The organism is Leptospira stimsonii, assembly GCF_003545885.1.
Lineage (GTDB): Bacteria > Spirochaetota > Leptospiria > Leptospirales > Leptospiraceae > Leptospira > Leptospira stimsonii.
The window spans coordinates 920,758-938,380 of the sequence record NZ_QHCT01000001.1 but is presented as its reverse complement, the minus strand read 5'-3'; the positions used below and the strand labels follow the sequence as shown (position 1 = coordinate 938,380).

Sequence of the window (17,623 nt, the reverse complement as noted above, 5' to 3'; positions counted from 1 at the left end):
CGCGTAAAATCAATTCACAAACGTTTTCCATTTTCCCGATAGTTTCCCTTTTCGGATGAGATAAATTTCACCTAACTCAGCCATAACTTTTTCACTTTGCGTCGGTCTGAAAAATACAAAATCGTTCGGATAAAGTCCGGTTTGGAAAGAGCCGTTTAGAATTCCTTGATTGGTGCTGGTGCCGAAAAGAGAATTGTCTTGAAGACCCGAGGGTGACTCTTTCTTTGCGGAAAAACCTCCACCATACGTAAAATAAGTGAGTTCTTGATTCGGATCCCAGAGTGGAAATAAGAATGAAAGAGATTCCAGAAATGGAATGTTTGTCCCTTCGATTCGTTTCAATATGGGAGCGGCGATAAAAACCGCAGGAGAATGTTCCTCTAAACTGACCACGTCGAAATCAGTCGGCTTTACGAGCGCCGATCCGACCGAAACATCGTTTACCACTTCTGTCCCGAATTTTTGGTAGAAACGATACGTTTTGCTTCCTCCTCCGTTTTGAATGATTTCTCTTCGAAATAAATCCGGAAAATTCTCCTGTGAATACTTAATGAAATTAGAATATGTTTTTAAGGAGTTCTTAAGCGAATTTTGAATCGCCTCGGCCTTATCCCCGAAAATCACGGGAACCGAAGCGACGTGCGGTTCATAACCCATAAAACCGGAAAACTCAAGATATTTGGATTCGTTTCTGATTAATTCCAAAGAGGAAAGAACGGAAGACGGTTCCGGAAATCCTCCTCTATGAAGCCCGATGTCGATCTCCAAATTCAATGAGAGTTTTAGATTCTCCTTTTTTGAAAAACGAAGGTATTCGTTTAATCTTTCGTAAGAATCAACAAGCCAATGGATTTTTTGAAAATCGGAATCGTTCGTTTTTGTGTGAATCTCTTTCAGAGCGTTCACCGGCATCGGTTTACCAAGAAGAATATCGAAATTCTTAAATTCGGGATCTTCCAAAAGCATCACGATATCACCGGAATGAAAGACCATAAGCCGATTACTTCCGGTGGAACGAACGATATACCGAAGTAACTCCAAAGATGGAAGAGACTTCACCACGATTCGATAATGTAAGGGAGGTGTTAGATTTTGTTTTAGAATTCTTAAATTCTCATCCAAACGATCGAGATCGAGTAATACAACTGGTTTACCGGGACCATTCTTTTTTAATTCTTCGTTTAATATTTTAAAATATGCTTCGTACGGTTTTCCTAAATCCTTCGGCTTTATATAAAAGATAACAAACAAAAACAGAAAAATGCACCAAAGAAGAATCAATTTGTTTTTTGTAACTTTCATTCTACCATCCCCAAACGGAATGACTGAATAACAATGAAAAATGCTTACAAGTCTTTTCTACGAAAATAAAACGGATTCAGAGAACGACTCCATCAAGAATCGAGGAAAGAGAGGATTCTAATATCGTATCCAAGGAACGGTCCTGAAATACTTGCGGAGGAATTTGTTTTCCATTGATTAAAACCGCGAATCCGTGAACGAGACTCCAAAGGGTAAAAGAAAACCCGAGAGGATCTCCGCTTCGAAAAATTCCCCGAGCCTGACCGTCCTCGATAATTCTAAATAGTCCCATAAAGGCTTCCTTACCGATCGCTTCCAACTCTTCCGGAACTTCGGATTCGCAAGCAAGCGTTCCACCAAACATGAGTTCGGTTCTTCGCGGATGCTTTAGAGCCAGTTTCACATAACGTGTTCCGGAGGAGCGAAGTCTTTCTACCGGATTTTCGCTACTTTCCCAAGCGAGACGCATTTCTTCCGCAAGATCCCTAAATCCTCGAATCGCAAGAATAAAAAGGAGATCTATCTTTCTCGGGAAATGTCTGTAAGGCGCCGCGTGACTGACTCCTAGATCGGCCGCGATATCCCTCAGACTCAAACCTTCGATGCCGGCTTTTTCAAGAATCTCTTCCGATTTGAGAATGATCGCCTTCTTGAGATCTCCGTGATGGTAGGAGTCCGAAGTCTGTTTTTCCAAAATTTTCTTTTTTGAGGGAATCTTTTTTTTCATAAAATGTTGTCGGTGACTACTTTCGATGTTGACAGAAACAACATCTATGTTTACACTGGTAACATATAAACCAAAGGGGTCAACTCCCTTTTGCGAGGTTTTATGAGAATCTTATCCAAACTCGTTCAAAAAGCCAAGACGAACCCTCCCCTATATTGGAACGGAGTTATAGTCCTACTCAGCCTATTTGTTCTGATTCCTGCATCCTGGATCGATCTTCGACAAGTGACAAACTCCCCGATCTGGCTCAAACCGATCAAGTTTGCGATCTCGACCTCCTTATATTCTTTTACGCTCGTTTGGATTTTTCAGTTTATCCGAGGAAGAGAAAAGCAAATTCGAAGAATTTCATGGATGATTACGATCATGTTGATCATTGAAAATGTTGCGATCTACGGGCAGGCATTCCGAGCCGAGGAGAGTCATTTCAATATAACGTCTCCATTAAACGGAATGATTTTCAGTATTATGGGAACCGCGATTACAATTTTATGGTTTTCTCATATAGCAATCGCACTCTATCTGTTCCGCGAAAATTCGGATAATAAATCCCTTATGGAGTCGCTTCGATGGGGAATGGGAATCGCGGCCTTGGGTATGATTCTCGGTTTTTTTATGACGACTCCAAGGCCTGAACAAATTGAGGCTATGAAATTAGGAATCTTAAAGTCGAACGGAGGTCACACGTTCGGCGCGGAAGACGGTGGACCGGGTTTACCGTTACTCGGCTGGAGCACGATCGCAGGAGATATGAGGATCCCGCACTTCTTGGGAATCCACGCAATGCAAATGATTCCTATGATCGCCTTACTGTTCAGTGGTTTGCATTTTTCTCAGATCGGTATCATTCGAGCAATTCGTTCCTTTTCGGTCTTCTTCACCGGGTTGGTTCTGATACTTACCATTCAGGCTCTCAGCGGAGAAAGCGTCGTACATCCGTCCTTCAAAATTCAAATCGGATTTTTTATCTGCGGATTTGGAATGTTGGGAAGTTTGATTTCACCGTTTCTTATCAAAAAGAACATAAAATCGTCTATAAAAGGAGCTTAACAGTGGACCTATCTTTACTATTCAAGATCGTAAACAACTTCGCATTGGCAGGCTGGATTCTTCTTATCTGTCTTCCAAATTGGAAATATACAAGATTGATTACGACCGGCATTCTCGGTACACTCCTATTCGGCGGAGTATATTCTATTTTAATAATATCCAGTTTCGGAAAAACGCAGGGTAATTTCGGATCATTGGAAGGAGTTACGCTTCTTTTCCAAAACCCGATCGTATTGGTCGCAGGATGGATCCATTATCTCGCCTTCGATTTGTTTGTTGGTACATGGGAAAGCGCAAACGCACAGAAGTTAGGAATCTCGCGTTGGCTCGTGATTCCTTGTCAGATTGCGACTTTTCTGTTCGGACCTTTCGGGCTTCTCAGTTATCTTCTTTTAAGAGCGATTCTTAAAAAACCGATCCTCTTAAATCAACCTTTCGATTAAGGTTTATTTTATACCGATAAAAACGTCGATTTGTGCGGCGTTTGGATTTGCGGATCTTTGATCGTAGAGTTCGAAATCGGATTGAAACGCTCTCTTCGATTTCAGCTCGGAACTGGACCAAATTTTTTGCCAGACTGCAACGGCGACTTCGGCGATCGATCCCGTTTCACTCGTGAACTTGGCATAATTTCCTTTCGGAATCTTTCGGAGAGTCATTCCATCGGGAACCGTATTTGGATCCTTAACCTCGGCTCCGATTAAAATTCTATACTTCCCGGTTTCATCCGATTCATAATCCGTATAAACAGCAAGAATGTTTGCGGGTTCTTTTTTATTAGGAATCTTTTCTAAAATTCCTTCGGCGAAAAACCGATTCCAAAGTCCTCCGATTTTTCCGCTTCCGGACATTTCATCTTGGTTTTTCGTTACTTCCGAAATTCCGATGATAAACATTTCTTCCTGAGAGACGATCTCTGAACTCATTGACTTTCCTGATTATATAATATATTGATAAACAATTGAAACTTAGGTCTGTACGCAACTCATTCTTAGAAAGGAAAAATTAGAATTTACATTTTTAGGAATCGGAAGAAAAAAGAACGTGTCTTTTTCTGAAGTCCTTCGCGTTCCTTTTAACCCTAAGATAGTCGATCAACGCCTTTTCAAAACCTCCTTCAGGATTTCTTTCGTCCGAGGATGTGTGATCACCTGATAGTGGGAGGTTTCCAAAAGACAAAATACTCTATCTTCCGGATTCAATTTCTTACGATAGACCTTGTCGCTTAACAAAGTTAGGCTCGGCTTTTCCACGATTCCGTCGCCGATCCATGAAGACCATTTCGATTCTTCTTCCGTCACAAGACTATAGATCTGCGTGGCATCGATATCGTCCAATTCTCCGAAATAAGAATCAGTGACATATCTTTGAATCTGTTTATTTTGAACCCAGTCTTCTTCTCGAATGATCCCGTGAGAAAGATCCTTGATCGCGTCGCTCCTCTGATTTCCGATAAAACCGATGATACTTACCGGAAGAATGGGAAGCGACTCGGCTCCTAAGCCAAGCCAAAATCCGATTTTTTCTATATAGGATCCTCCGTCCGGAGAATTGATTATTAGGGCGTGTCTTATTTTTTTTCCGAAGAACCCGTTCTTCCGCTTTGATTGATAGAGTGCGCTTCTAAAAATCAGACCACCTTGACTGTAGGCAATGACGTCTAACGTTCTATCATCGAGTTCAGGTGAGTTCAATAATTGTTCCAGAAGTTCCAACATCGCTTTAGCGTTGGTGGAAAGATGGATCCCTGGATTAAATCTAAGATAGATCGGATAATAACCGGATTCTTTCATCGTTTCGGAAATCGGAACTTCCCCTTTCGAGTTCCAGAGCCCTTCGTCGCAAAAAAGTCCCGGAATACAAAGGATCAGATACGGAAGTTTGGATTCTTTCCAATCTTTTATTACGTCTTGATAACCGACATCGGATCCGTTCATACGAAAGGATGCTTTGATATGAGAAGTGGTCACCATTCCGGCAAAGGATTCTCCAACGATACTGGAGACAGGAATGTTTTCAAAAAGAGTACGTTTTACCACTACGTCCGCCATTTCAAGCGCGTCTAACGCTTGGTGCATCGCTTTCGCGGTGGAGGTAAGCGCTTGCGAAAGCCCTTGTTCCGTTTTTTCACCGGCGTTTCTTAGCGATTCTCCGGACTTGGAAAGAAACTCAGCTAAACTCGTATCTTGAATCAGCGGAATGTCAGAGAGTTGCGAAAGCTGCTTTGATGACCAATCAAAGGATTCCGTTAGAATGGATCGAACTCCTTCCAACGTTCCCACGGAAGTGTCCTTTGCGAGCTTCACCAAAAGTTTACTCAAATCCATCGCCGGTTTTGTCGGTTTGTATGGCATTTCCGCTTCTCCTTTCATGGCTCGCGCAGTATAATCCGAATTTCTATTTTGGTCAATGGATAAAATCGAAGAATCCGAATTCCTTCACAAACAAGTAGCTTGCTCTTGAAGTCGTTTTGGTTTCTATGGTGTCATGCGGCTTTTGCTCATTCAACCGCCGGTCGAGGACTTTTACGATACGGACATCCGATTACAACCCATCGGTCTTTGTTATCTAAAAGGAGCGATTCAAAAATTCGTACCCGATGTGGAAGTGATCATTCGTGATTTTCATAGAGGAAACGGAAGCAAACTCGCGGGAAGAAGAACTCTTCAGATTCCGAAAGAGCTCAAATATTTAAAGGATTACTACCCTGTTGCGGATAAAAGTCCCTTCTCCACATTCTTTGAATACTTTCGCTTCGGCGCTTCCTATGAAGACATCGCCACGGAAGTAAGATCAATTCAACCGGACCTGATCGGAATCTCCTCTTTGTTCTCTCCTTATTATCGGGAAGCGTTAAAAACGGCGGCTACGATCAAGGAAACTCTCGACGTCCCGATTCTTATGGGGGGTTCTCACGTTTCTGCTTGTCCTGAACTTATGCTATCCGATCCAAACGTCGACTTTATCATCCGAGGCGAAGGCGAAAAAGCGATCTGCGATTTTTTAGAAGAATTTAGAGCGAATAAACGTTATGCGCTCGTTCCATCCTTAGGTTGGAAAAAAAACGGGGAAATGATTCTAAACGAAATTGGAGAGAATTTCCCGATTCAAGAACTACCTCCTCCCGACTTGTCTTCGTTGACGAAGGAACATTATCTTTTCGCAGGTAGGCCGATGCGATTTATCATCACATCGAGAAGTTGTCCTCATCGATGTAGCTTTTGTTCGGTTCATACTACGTTTGGAACGAAGTATCGAAGAAACACGGTAGAAAACGTGTTAAACGAAATCAAAGAATCGTATAAGCTCGGCTATCGAGTGTTTGATTTTGAAGACGACAACCTCACCTTTTTTAAACCGGAGATGAAACAACTCTGCGAAGAATTGATTCGGGCCTTTCCGCAAAAGGACGTCCAATTTGTTGCGATGAATGGAATCTCCTACATCAGCTTGGATTCGGAGCTATTGATTCTGATGAAGGAAGCAGGTTTTACGAATTTGAATCTCGCGTTAGTCAGCTCGGACAAACTTGTAAGAGAGACAACGAAAAGACCGCATACGATCGAAAAATATCTTCAAATCGTGCAGGAAGGTTTTGCACTCGGTTTTCAAATTACTTCCTATCAAATCTTAGGACTTCCAATGGAATCCTTGGATTCGATGATTCAGACGCTTCAGTTCAACGCCGAACAACCTGTTTTAATGGGAGCCTCTCTTTTTTATCTCACACCGAATTCTCCGATCGCAGCAGGGTTTCCCGAAAGAAACGAGTCCGACGTTTTTCTATCCAGATTGACCTCGATGGCCATTCCTTCAAAACATTTTGAAAGAGAAGATATCTATTCGCTTTTTATCGTAACTCGAATTCTAAACTTTCTGAAAAGCGCACCGCTCGCTAAAGATGAGTCCCTTTCTTTATCGGATACGCTCTTACGTCTGGAAAAATCGGGAGTTCGTTCTTCAATTGGAGTCGGTCTTTTTCAAAAATTAATAAAGGAAAAGGTCCTATACGCTTCCACGAGTCATCAGGAAGTCCCGTTAGAAAAGTTTCGCTATTCTATCTTGGAAAGAGTTTTTGGAGAATTGGAAGGAATCACAACGCTTTCCGGCGGAAGGATTCTTCTTTCGAAGAGGGACGGGAGAGATTTATCGTTTCAAATAAAATCCGATTTTCATTCGAGTTCGTTTAACCATTAATTTCGTGCTTCCGGCAATGAAACGTTATGGAATTCGTTTTAACGATTTCAGAAGTATGCTCGGAAGGAATTCCATTCAAGACGAAAAGCCCGCCGGATTTCGCGAAACGGTGGATTTCAAACCGCAAACTTAAAATAAAGACTTACATGCAAGTTCAAAACGACCAATCCACTTCCGAACATATGTCAGAACGCCTCTTAGATAAGGCTGAATCTACCTTTTGGTTATTGGATCGGGTCTCTTCTATGAACTTTGCCGTCATCGCCGAAGGGGAAGGCGATTTGAAATTGGAAGCGGTTCGAAAGGCCATTGATTCCGTTCAAAAAAATCATCCGCTTGCAAATGTTCAGGTAGAATTAGGAAACGAGTTCGAACTAAGATTTAGGACAAAGGCTGGAAACCAAATTCCCCTTAAAATTTTCGAATTCGAAAACGAAGTATGGAAAAAAATATTAGCGGATGAGATGATCCTTCCTTTTTCCGAAGGGGAATCTCCTTTGATTCGAGCCGCTCTATTCGAATCAAAATCCGGACAATGGGTATTCTCTTTGATCTTTCATCATAGCATAGCGGACGGAAGATCGGGCTCCTTATTTCTTTCGGAAGTTCTAAAAAGGATCGAAAGTAATTTAAACAATAATAATATTCTAAACTATCATAAAATTCCAAAATCGGTCCTTTCCCTATTACAAATCAACGAGGAGAATCCGGAGACCGAAAACAAAACGGGCGTATCCGAAGAAATTACAGTAAGAATCGCCTCTCTTCCAATGTTCTCCAAGAAGAATCAAGAAGCGAATCCCGTTTTGACCGACTTTCAGTTTTCAGGCGTAGAATTGAAAAATCTGCTATCGCTTTGTAAAAAAAGAGGAGCGACCCTCCACGGAATCATAGGAGCATCGCAACTGATCGCTTTATATTCTTTATTCGATACGACGGAACCGATTCTATTGAACCTTTCCAATCCGGCGGATTTAAAGCCTAACTTATCGGAAGAAATCGCAAACGATACATTAGGACTTTATATTACCCTGCTCACGCTGGGAATCATCATTCGACAAGATTCGGATCCATGGACGATCGCCAAGGAAATTTCGACCGGATTGAAAACGCTGATCCGAAACGGGAAGAACGATATTTCTTTTTACGAACTCATTCCTTCCGCAAATCAGATCTTGAGCAAACCGAACGGGATCAAAATACTTTCAAATCTCTTACAAAGATTTCCACAGGCAAGCGTTCTAAGTAACGTGGGAATTTTACCGGATCTACCGAAATTCGAAAAATTTACGGTATCCAATCTTTCCTTTACGGTTCACCCTTCCCTGTCTCAATCCGTTTTCGTATCCGCATCCACGTATCAAGGAAAATTGACAATCCTTCTAAACCACGATTCCAATCGATGGGACTCGGAAAAATTCGGAATTTTTAAGGAAAGATTCGAGGAAATCCTCAGAAGGGAAGCAAATCAAAGCTGATTAGAATATTCTATTTTTCTAAAGCTTTTACAGAGACGTTTCGATTCGTTCGGACCAATATTCCAAAGAAGTTTTCAGACCGACCAAATCAAGAGGTTTAATCAGACAATCGTTCATACCCAAGGAAACGTATCTTTCCTTACCGCTTTCTATCGCGTCCGCAGTCAGCGCGATAATGATCGGAAATTCCGCGGTTTCCTTCCGAGAACGGATCCAATTCGTAGCTTCGATCCCATCCACTTCCGGCATATGAATATCCATCAAAACGATATCAAAAACTTCCAACTGCATTCTTTCAATGACTTCGCGTCCGTTGTGAACAACGACAGGATCGTAACCGAGTTTTTTTAAGGCTCTTTCAATCAGAAGGCAATTCGTTTCATTGTCTTCCGCCACAAGAATACGCATTTTTTTCGGAACTAAGTTTGTATAAACTTCGTCCAACTCTTTTATCTTTTCAGGCTCTAAGATCGTATCCACTTCGGACTGAGAAGCTATTTCATACACGATCGAAAACGTAAACTTGGAACCTTTTCCTTCCTTGCTTTCCAAGGATAAGGTTCCACCTTGAAGTTCGATCAATTGTTTTGTGATTGTCAATCCAAGACCGGAACCGCCGAACTTACGAGCGGTGGAAGTATCGCTCTGCGAGAATGCGTCGAAAACTTGTTTTTGTTTGTCTTCGGGAATTCCGATTCCCGTGTCGGAAACAACGAATTCGATGGAAACCTTATCGGCCGAAATTTTCTTCTCCGAGACTTTGAGAACTACACTTCCTTGATTCGTAAATTTAATTCCATTCCCAGCGAGATTCCACAAAATTTGTCTGAGTCTGAGCTGATCTCCGGATACAAATTCTTGAATATTGTATTTACCTTCCAGATTGAATTCGATGTTTTTTCGTTTTGCGAGCGGATTTAAGAGGTCATGAATTTCGTCCAAGACGGAACGAATCGAAAAAACTTCCTTATCAAGGATGATCTTACCCGCTTCTATTTTTGAAAAATCAAGGATGTCGTTGATGATTTGTAAAAGTGATTTCGCGGATCCGGAAAGAATCTTCGTATATTCCTTTTGTTCTTCATTCAGCTTTGTCGTTCCCAACAACTGAACCATACCGAGCACTCCGTTCATAGGAGTTCGGATTTCGTGACTCATATTTGCGAGAAAACTACTTTTAACTTTAGACGCTTTCTCCGCCATTTCTTTCGATTGTATCAATTCCCATTCGGTTTCTCTTCTTTGCTGAATTTCTTTCTTTAAAAGAATGATATTCTTATGAATTTCAGATTGAAGACCTTCTTTGAGTTTAAATTCCAGATCCTTGATTCTTTGAACGAGCATAATCGAAAATAGAATCGATTGAGAGATAAAGGCGATTTTTAAAACGTGAAGGGAAACAAAATTGATCGTAAGAATCCCTGTCGCACTCAGATTCATTATGATCGCGGCGGTAGGAAATATCAAGTGTATCAACAAAAGATTCTTCGCGGATTTTAAACCCTCCTGAATTCTTAAAAAACAAAAGTAAACGATGATTAAATTGTTCATTAGAATCCAATAATACGAAAATTGATTCAGCTTCACGGGAGCGAAGATCGTTGCTGGGATCAAAGACAAATTTACGACGTAATAAACGAGACTGACAACCTTGGCCTTTTTGCTCTTTTGTTCGGGAAATAAAAATTCCAAGGAAAATTGAAACAGAAACAAGCTGGCGGAATAAACAAGAATCAAAGTTGCCGTAAGATAATATTTCCCGTATTCCGGTTTAAAAAGATAGAGAAACAACCCGTCCCAAGAAGTTAGATAAACCGTAAAAAAAGTAATCATCAAAAAATAATAGAGATAGGATCTCGTTCTGAAGAAAAAATAGAGAGACAAGTTATACAAACTCATCGCAATCCCAAAACCGAGAGTTAGCCCAACGACTATTAATCGGAGTTGTTTTGTAAGACCGAATTTTTTTTTGGATTCCAAAAGAAGAGGAATACGAAGAGGGGTTCCACTTTTGATACGAACCGCAATTTGAATCGATTCGCCCGGTCTTAAATAGAAATCAAGAGACGGGAACGTTTCTTCATACACGCGGTTTGAACCTGCTAGTATTTCGCGCGTTATCCGCTCATGTCCGTATGTATAGTGAATGTCGACTTCTTCCAAATAAGGATTATATACTTCGAATTCGCCGTTAAACTCGTTTCCGGTATCGTTCTCGAGGGGAATATAAAACCAAACCGATTCATTTGAAAAGCCAAGGGAAAAAATTTCCGAGGGAATGTTTTGAAAATCCAACCCAGGACTTTTGGAAAAAATTTTTTCCCTGAAGTCTTCTCCACGATTGTCTTTGAAATAATAGATGAAGGTGCGAAGGTTGCCGAGTTTTTGGAGTTGGGAAACTTTTCCGCTCTCCGGAACCGAGGATTCCCCTGACAAAGAAAGATTGAACAGTAAAACCGCGCAGAAAAGTAAGAAGAATCTCATTGTAAAGACGAAAGACCCAGTAGAAAACAGGTAATTTGGATCTATATTCTTGAATCCTTTCCGTGAGTAAAAAGATTTTTTCCTTAGAAACTCTTTTTACGTTCCACAAAAAGGGACGATCGAATTTGAAAAATTCCCGCGCTTTGCGGGAGATTGATCCTTCTTGAACCGAAATGAGACCGATTCGGATCGGAAATTCTACCGAATCTCGATCTCTTACGTTCAGGATTGAAAGAAAACTTTAATATTCCACCCCGATGATTTTATCAATCATACCGTATTCGAGCGCCTCTTTTGCGGAAAACCAAGAATCACGATCCGTATCTTTTACCATCCTTTCCAAGGGTTGTCCGGTGGCCTTCGCCATGATTTCGTTTAACAAGTCCTTTTCCCTTTTTACGGATTCTGCGAAAATTCGAATGTCTTCGGCCGGACCTTTGAATTCTCCCATAACGTGAGGTTGATGGATAAGAATTTTACTGTGGGGATAAGCCGAGCGATTCCCTTTATCCCCGCAAAGAAGTAAGACGGCGCCGAAAGACATGGCCATTCCCAGACAAACCGTATAAACCGGATTCCGAACGCTCTTCATAACGTCGAGAATCGCCAAACCGGCGTAAGTCGATCCTCCGGGAGAATGAATAAAAAGTGTGACGGGCCGAGTCGGATCGACCGCTTCCAGATATAAAAATCGATCGATCAGATATCTCGCCGAGTTGTCGTTCACTTCCCCCCAGAGAAAAACCTTCCTTTGTTCGAGGTATACGTTTTCGATTTGTGCATTAGGATAGATTTGAGTCGCTTCCAAATTCTTCTCCTATGCGGCGAACGCGAGACGTAAATGAGCTTCCGGTCTGAACGCCTCTCCGATTCCGTCTCTTAAAATATTCTTCAGAAAAAGATGTCTTTTTTTGATAAAGGAAAGAGTTTTTCCCTCGGACTTTGATATTTCGACTAACGTGAAATTCTTGTAATAATACATTTCGATCAACCTCTGATCGGAAGGATCCAGTTTTTTTACGTTCTCGAGAATGGTTTCGTAACATTCCTTTTCTAAAAAAGTGGAATGTAATTCTTTCGAATTTTGATCGATACGATTCGGTTCCACAAAAACTAAGGATCGGTGTTCTTTTTTTCTAAGAATTCGATCTCCGTGTTTGATCAAAACCCTTTTGAGTAAGGAAGGAAAGGCCGCCGGCGTCGTGATCTTTTCGAGATTACGATAAAGATCCCAAAAGGATTCCTGAACCACGTCATGAGAAAGATCCTCGTCTTTGAGAATCTTCGCCGCGAATTGAGTCGCAAAGCGAGAAAACCGTTTTTGTAAAACGTTCCAGGCCCGTAAATCTCCGGATTTCGCTTTGTTCAAAAGTTCGATATAGGATATGTCTTTCATACGATTTAAAGTCCCGGCCTTGTCAATTTTGGTTCTTAAAAAACGATCTTCCTTCGGGGATTTTTTAAAAAAAGGATTTTTCTCACGCAAAAAACCCCGAAGGAAGCGAAAATTCTACATTCTTCCTTTATCTTTCAGCCGATTTCTAAGAGCTTTGGCCATTTGTTTGTCCATTTGCTTGCGCTTCTGAGCCTCGATCGGATCCGAAAGAGCTTTATAAGCCTGCAACTCTTTCAGAAGTTTTCGATAAGACGCATAACGTTCTTCCTCGATTTTTCCTTCTACGATCGCGGCCTGAACCGCACAACCCGGTTCTTCTCGATGGGTACAATCTCGAAAACGACAATCCAAAGCCGCAGAAGCGATTTCGGGGAAGATGAGTTCGATTTCGTTTTCGTCTCCTCCGGAAAAAAGGCCCACTTCTCTTATTCCGGGATTGTCCATCAAAATCCCGCCTTGAGGCAAAAGAAAAAGTTCCCGGTGAGTCGTCGTATGCCTTCCCGTTCCGTCGCTGGCTTTGAGCGTATTCGTTTTCTGAATCTCTTCACCTAACAAAGAATTAATGATCGTCGATTTACCCGCTCCGGACGAACCGAGGAACGCGATCGTCTTTCCGGGTCGAATCCAATCCATCAAACTCTGTGTTTGGGAATCATCCAGCGCCGAAATCATCAATACGGGAATATCGCCCGCGATTTTTTGAATCTCGGAGAATTTCGTTTCCGGATCGTCGCATAAATCCCGTTTGTTGAGAACGATCGCGACTTCCGCGCCGCTGATCTTCGCCAGGAAAAGATAACGTTCGATTCTTCTCGGACTGTAGTCGTTGTCCAGCCCCATCACTACGAGCAACAGATCGATATTCGACGCGATCGCCTGGGATTGACTTCGTTTTCCCGGACTCGCCCGTTTTAAGAACGTTTTTCTCGGAAGAATTTTTTCTACGATACAAAGGTCGTCTCCAGCAATTTCCCGAACGAGAATCCAATCACCGGTTACGAGAGATTCTCCGGAGGATAACAAAACTCCGGATTGGATCCCACGACGTTCCCCAAGATATGTTAGAATTTTTGAATATTCTCCATAAACGGAAATGACCCGTGCAGGAATGAGATCGGACGAGGGTTCCGCGAGAAATACTTCCGGATCCCAGCCGTACGAGGCGAGTAGCGAATTTGATTGTGACATTTGATTCCTTCTTAATTTTGAAATAAATATGGAACTCCCTTCCCTTTTTCAGGAATGCGAGGAGTTGGAATTTAAGATGGAATCAAACAATCATATTCAGTTTTCTGAATTTCATTATCGAAAATCATCGTGAAATAAGTCAATCAAAGAATTCTTAACGCGCACAAGAATCGAATTATAAAAACGTTAATTGCTCTTTTTACAAGGAAACGATTGAGGAAACCGAAAATCCGGAAACGGATCGAATCGCACTTTTTCATCAGTATCCGCGCTTTTTTGTTAAAATATTGCCGATTCTTAACCTTTAGCCTTACAATTTTTCTTGCAATATTTTCCTTTTTTGGAAATATTTTGCCAATTTAACCCAGGCAAAAACATTGATTAAAAAAATTTCACAGCCCATCGAAAAAATCAAAGGTCAATACGATACGATCGTTATCGGTTCCGGTTACGGCGGAGCGATCGCCGCCTCCCGCCTTTCCAGAGCGGGAATTGAAGTCTGCCTTTTAGAAAGAGGCAAAGAAATTCGACCTGGAGAATTTCCAAACAAAGAAATTCAAGCTTTTGAAGAAGTACAGGCAAACTATGAAGACAAACATATCGGTCATCAAAACGGGCTTTACGATTTTCACTTTAACAAAGACATCAATGTTCTCGTCGGTTGTGGCTTAGGCGGAACTTCGCTTATCAATGCGAACGTTAGTCTTCGTGCGGTCCCCGAAGTTTTTCAAGATACTTGCTGGCCTGCGATTATTCGAAAAGAAGCCAAGGATCACGGATTGGATCCTTACTATTCCAAAGCGGAAGAAATGCTTCGACCGAACCCGATTCCGAAAAATTATTCCGATCTTCCGAAACACCAAGCTCTCAAAAAGTCTGCGGTTTACATGGGAAAGGATTTTTATCCGACTCCGATCAATGTCACATTCGAATCCAAGCTCAATCACGTTGGGGTTCAGCAAGATGCTTGTACACACTGCGGAGATTGTGTTACGGGTTGTAACGTTTCTTCCAAAAACACAACCCTTATGAATTATCTTCCCGATGCGGCCAACTTCGGCGCGCAGATCTTTACAGAGGTCAAAGTCAATTATCTTGAAAAGAAAGACGGCTATTGGCTGGTTCATTTCATCCCGCTCGGGGTAGATCGGGAAAAGTTCAGCAAGGATGAACTTTTTATTCGTGCGAATACGATCGTTCTCGCGGCGGGAACCTTGGGTTCCACCGAAATTCTCCTTCGATCCAAAGAAAAGGGACTCGACCTTTCCGATCAAGTCGGAGTTCGGTTTAGCGGAAACGGAGATATGTTAGGTTTTTCTTTTAATGGAACTGCTAAGATCAACGGAATCGGTTTCGGAAGTAAAAAACAAAACGGAAACGGCCCGGTCGGTCCTTGTATTACGGGCGTTATCGATACACGAACAAGCGCTTCGAAACTCGAAGACGGAATGATCATAGAAGAAGGATCGATTCCAGGTGCAATTCGTGGTCAATTGCCTGCGGTTTTCGCATTGGGTTCCAAACTCTCCGGTGTAAAAACAAAAAAAGGGATCGTAACTTGGATTTTTGAAAAGATTCGAGTTTTCTTAAGTTTCATCCTTGGTCCTTTTCACGGAGCAATCCGTAATACGCAGACCTATCTTGTTATGGCTCACGACGGAAATGACGGTAAGATGTTTTTGAAAGACGACCGTCTTCGTATTTCTTGGCCGAACGTCGGTAAAAAACCGATCTTCGAAAAGATCAGCAATATCTTAAAAGATTCTACAATTCCTCTCCAAGGAACCTATATTAAGAATCCCGTATGGAACAAGTTGACGGATCAGGATCTGATCTCCGTTCACCCACTCGGAGGATGTCCGATGGGTGAGGACGCGGGTTCTTCCGTCGTAAACGAAAACTGTCAGGTTTTTTCCGGAAAGAATGGAACAGCCACGCATAACGGACTCTATGTGATGGACGGCTCGGTGATTCCTCGATCGTTAGGGGTCAATCCGCTTCTTACCATCTGTGCGATCTCCGAAAGGGCTTGCGAAAAACTCGTTTCCGAAAGAGGAAAAAGGATCGATTATAGCCTTCCATCTCATCCGAAAAATTCGGACGTCATGGATGATTCCACTTTAGGAATCGAATTCACTGAATGTATGAAAGGTTTTTATTCCACTCAATCGAAAGAGGATTACGAAAGGGGATTTCAGATCGGCCAGGACGAAAAAACCTCCTTCGAATTCTTACTCACGATTCGTAGTAACAATCTGGAGAAGATGGTCGCCGATGTTGAACACAAGGCTACGTTATTCGGAACCGTTAGAGCTCCTATGATCTCGAAGGACGTGATCACCGTGACCAACGGAGATTTCCTACTCTTTGTCAACAGAGAAGATCGTATCGAAACCAGAAATATGGTGTATAAGATGATTCTTCAAACCGAAGAATCCAAACGTTATCTCTTTGTCGGCGCAAAGTGGGTACAAAACGACGGGATCACAAATATCTGGAGAGATACGAGTACGCTTTTCGTAACGATCTACGACGGTGAAACGGAATCTTCACCGGTTTATGCAAAGGGAATTCTCCACATTCTTCCCGAAGATTTTGCAAAACAGATGACCACGATGAAAGTCATCAACTCCAAATCTATTGCTGATTCAATCAAGGGAATGGCCAAGTTCGGCGCGTTCTTCACCGCGGCTCTTTACGACGTCTATGGTGGAGTGGCGAGCGCGATCGTTCCTTGGGACAAGGACGCGAGACCAAGAACCAAAAGACCTCTCCGCGTTTCCGCTCCGGAAACTTATTTTTTCAAAGCCGATGATGGTGCCGATCTTCGACTTTTAAGATACAAAGGCGGCAACAAAGGACCGGTTCTTCTGTCACCCGGCCTCGGTGTCTCCAGTTTGATCTTTAGTATCGACACGATTGAAACCAATCTACTCGAATATCTTTTCGAAAACCAATACGATATCTGGATGTTCGACTATAGAACTTCGATCGCACTTCCTTCAGCTCCCCTTCCGAACACGGGAGACGTTATTGCGACGAAGGATTATCCCGCCGCAGTGAAAAAAGTTCGGGAACTGACCGGAGTGGACAAGATCCAAGTGGTCGCACATTGTTTCGGCGCAACTACGTTTACGATGGCATTACTCGCCGGATTGGAAGGGGTTCGCTCGGTAGTTCTCTCCCAGATTTCGGCTAACGTAGAAGTTCCAACCTCGATGGATATCAAAGTAGGGCTTCATACTGCGGAATTGATGGACTTGGTAGGAATCAAGGATCTGACCGCCTATACGACGGACCACGCGGATTGGTTGGATAAATTTTTCAACTCCGCTCTCGCGCTTCAACCTCAGTCTTTCTTTTCGCACGACGTAAATCCCGTCAGCAGAAGAATTTCGTTTCTTTATGGAAGTTTATACAAATTAGACAATTTGAATGAAGAAACTTATAGATACGGACTCGGAGAAATGTTCGGAGTCGCGAATATCAAAGCCTTTGAACATCTTTCCAAGATGATCCGTGCGCATAAGGTTGTGAATGCGGAAGGCGGAGACGCTTACGTTCCCCACATAGACCGATTGAATCTTCCGATCACTTTCATCCACGGAGCGGAGAATCAGTGTTATCTTCCGGAAAGTACGGAGAAAACCTATCAGACTTTGATCGATCGTTTCAATCCAGGTCAATACGCGCGTCATGTAATACCCGGTTACGGACACATCGATTGTATCTTCGGTAAAAACGCCCACAAAGACGTGTATCCACTCATACTTCAGGCTTTGAAAAAATACTGAAGCGAAT

General features: G+C 42.3%; 13 protein-coding genes. 5 read left to right on the top strand and 8 right to left on the bottom strand.

All coding sequences use genetic code 11. The features are described 5' to 3' along the window. Positions 1-9: 9 nt before the first annotated feature. Positions 10-1,302: an alanine racemase gene (locus DLM75_RS04565; RefSeq protein WP_118967299.1), complete on the bottom strand. Its 1,293-nt coding sequence runs from the start codon at positions 1,300-1,302 to the stop codon at positions 10-12. A 76-nt stretch (positions 1,303-1,378) separates the two neighbouring features. Next, positions 1,379-2,029 carry a TetR/AcrR family transcriptional regulator gene (locus tag DLM75_RS04560; protein ID WP_118967298.1) on the bottom strand — a complete coding sequence of 217 codons (651 nt, stop codon included), beginning with the start codon at positions 2,027-2,029 and terminating at the stop codon, positions 1,379-1,381. Between the two features lie 102 nt (positions 2,030-2,131). Between DLM75_RS04560 and DLM75_RS04555 the strand changes: the two genes are divergently transcribed. Beyond that, the gene (locus tag DLM75_RS04555) at positions 2,132-3,079 is read left to right on the top strand and encodes a hypothetical protein (RefSeq protein WP_118967297.1); all 948 of its coding nucleotides are present in this window, start codon (positions 2,132-2,134) and stop codon (positions 3,077-3,079) included. A gap of 2 nt (positions 3,080-3,081) precedes the next feature. Continuing rightward, positions 3,082-3,522: an ABA4-like family protein gene (locus tag DLM75_RS04550; RefSeq protein ID WP_118967296.1), complete on the top strand. Its 441-nt coding sequence runs from the start codon at positions 3,082-3,084 to the stop codon at positions 3,520-3,522. 3 nt (positions 3,523-3,525) lie between these two features. Here DLM75_RS04550 and DLM75_RS04545 read toward each other — a convergent pair whose 3' ends face one another. Continuing rightward, entirely contained in the window at positions 3,526-4,005 is a 480-nt protein-coding gene (locus DLM75_RS04545; RefSeq protein ID WP_118967295.1) for a GyrI-like domain-containing protein, read from the bottom strand. Between the two features lie 168 nt (positions 4,006-4,173). Beyond that, positions 4,174-5,433 carry an esterase/lipase family protein gene (locus DLM75_RS04540; RefSeq protein ID WP_167731729.1) on the bottom strand — a complete coding sequence of 420 codons (1,260 nt, stop codon included), beginning with the start codon at positions 5,431-5,433 and terminating at the stop codon, positions 4,174-4,176. 133 nt (positions 5,434-5,566) lie between these two features. On the opposite strand from DLM75_RS04540, the gene DLM75_RS04535 reads away from it, so the two are divergent. After that, on the top strand, positions 5,567-7,276 hold the full coding sequence (locus DLM75_RS04535; RefSeq protein ID WP_118967293.1) for a B12-binding domain-containing radical SAM protein: 1,710 nt from the start codon (positions 5,567-5,569) through the stop codon (positions 7,274-7,276). A gap of 26 nt (positions 7,277-7,302) precedes the next feature. Then, a complete protein-coding gene (locus tag DLM75_RS04530) occupies positions 7,303-8,754 on the top strand; it encodes a condensation domain-containing protein (protein ID WP_118967292.1) in 1,452 nt (483 codons plus the stop codon). A 27-nt stretch (positions 8,755-8,781) separates the two neighbouring features. Here DLM75_RS04530 and DLM75_RS04525 read toward each other — a convergent pair whose 3' ends face one another. From DLM75_RS04525 to rsgA, 4 genes are all read right to left on the bottom strand, one after another. Further along, the gene (locus DLM75_RS04525) at positions 8,782-11,238 is read right to left on the bottom strand and encodes a hybrid sensor histidine kinase/response regulator (RefSeq protein WP_118967291.1); all 2,457 of its coding nucleotides are present in this window, start codon (positions 11,236-11,238) and stop codon (positions 8,782-8,784) included. A gap of 241 nt (positions 11,239-11,479) precedes the next feature. Then, entirely contained in the window at positions 11,480-12,046 is a 567-nt protein-coding gene (locus tag DLM75_RS04520) for a ClpP family protease (protein ID WP_118967290.1), read from the bottom strand. A 9-nt stretch (positions 12,047-12,055) separates the two neighbouring features. Next, a complete protein-coding gene (locus tag DLM75_RS04515; RefSeq protein WP_118967983.1) occupies positions 12,056-12,634 on the bottom strand; it encodes an RNA polymerase sigma factor in 579 nt (192 codons plus the stop codon). A 114-nt stretch (positions 12,635-12,748) separates the two neighbouring features. Further along, positions 12,749-13,822: a ribosome small subunit-dependent GTPase A gene (gene rsgA / locus DLM75_RS04510; RefSeq protein ID WP_118967289.1), complete on the bottom strand. Its 1,074-nt coding sequence runs from the start codon at positions 13,820-13,822 to the stop codon at positions 12,749-12,751. 377 nt (positions 13,823-14,199) lie between these two features. Between rsgA and DLM75_RS04505 the strand changes: the two genes are divergently transcribed. Continuing rightward, positions 14,200-17,616 (top strand): alpha/beta fold hydrolase, encoded by a 3,417-nt coding sequence (locus tag DLM75_RS04505; protein WP_118967288.1) that lies wholly within the window; start codon positions 14,200-14,202, stop codon positions 17,614-17,616. Positions 17,617-17,623 lie beyond the last annotated feature (7 nt).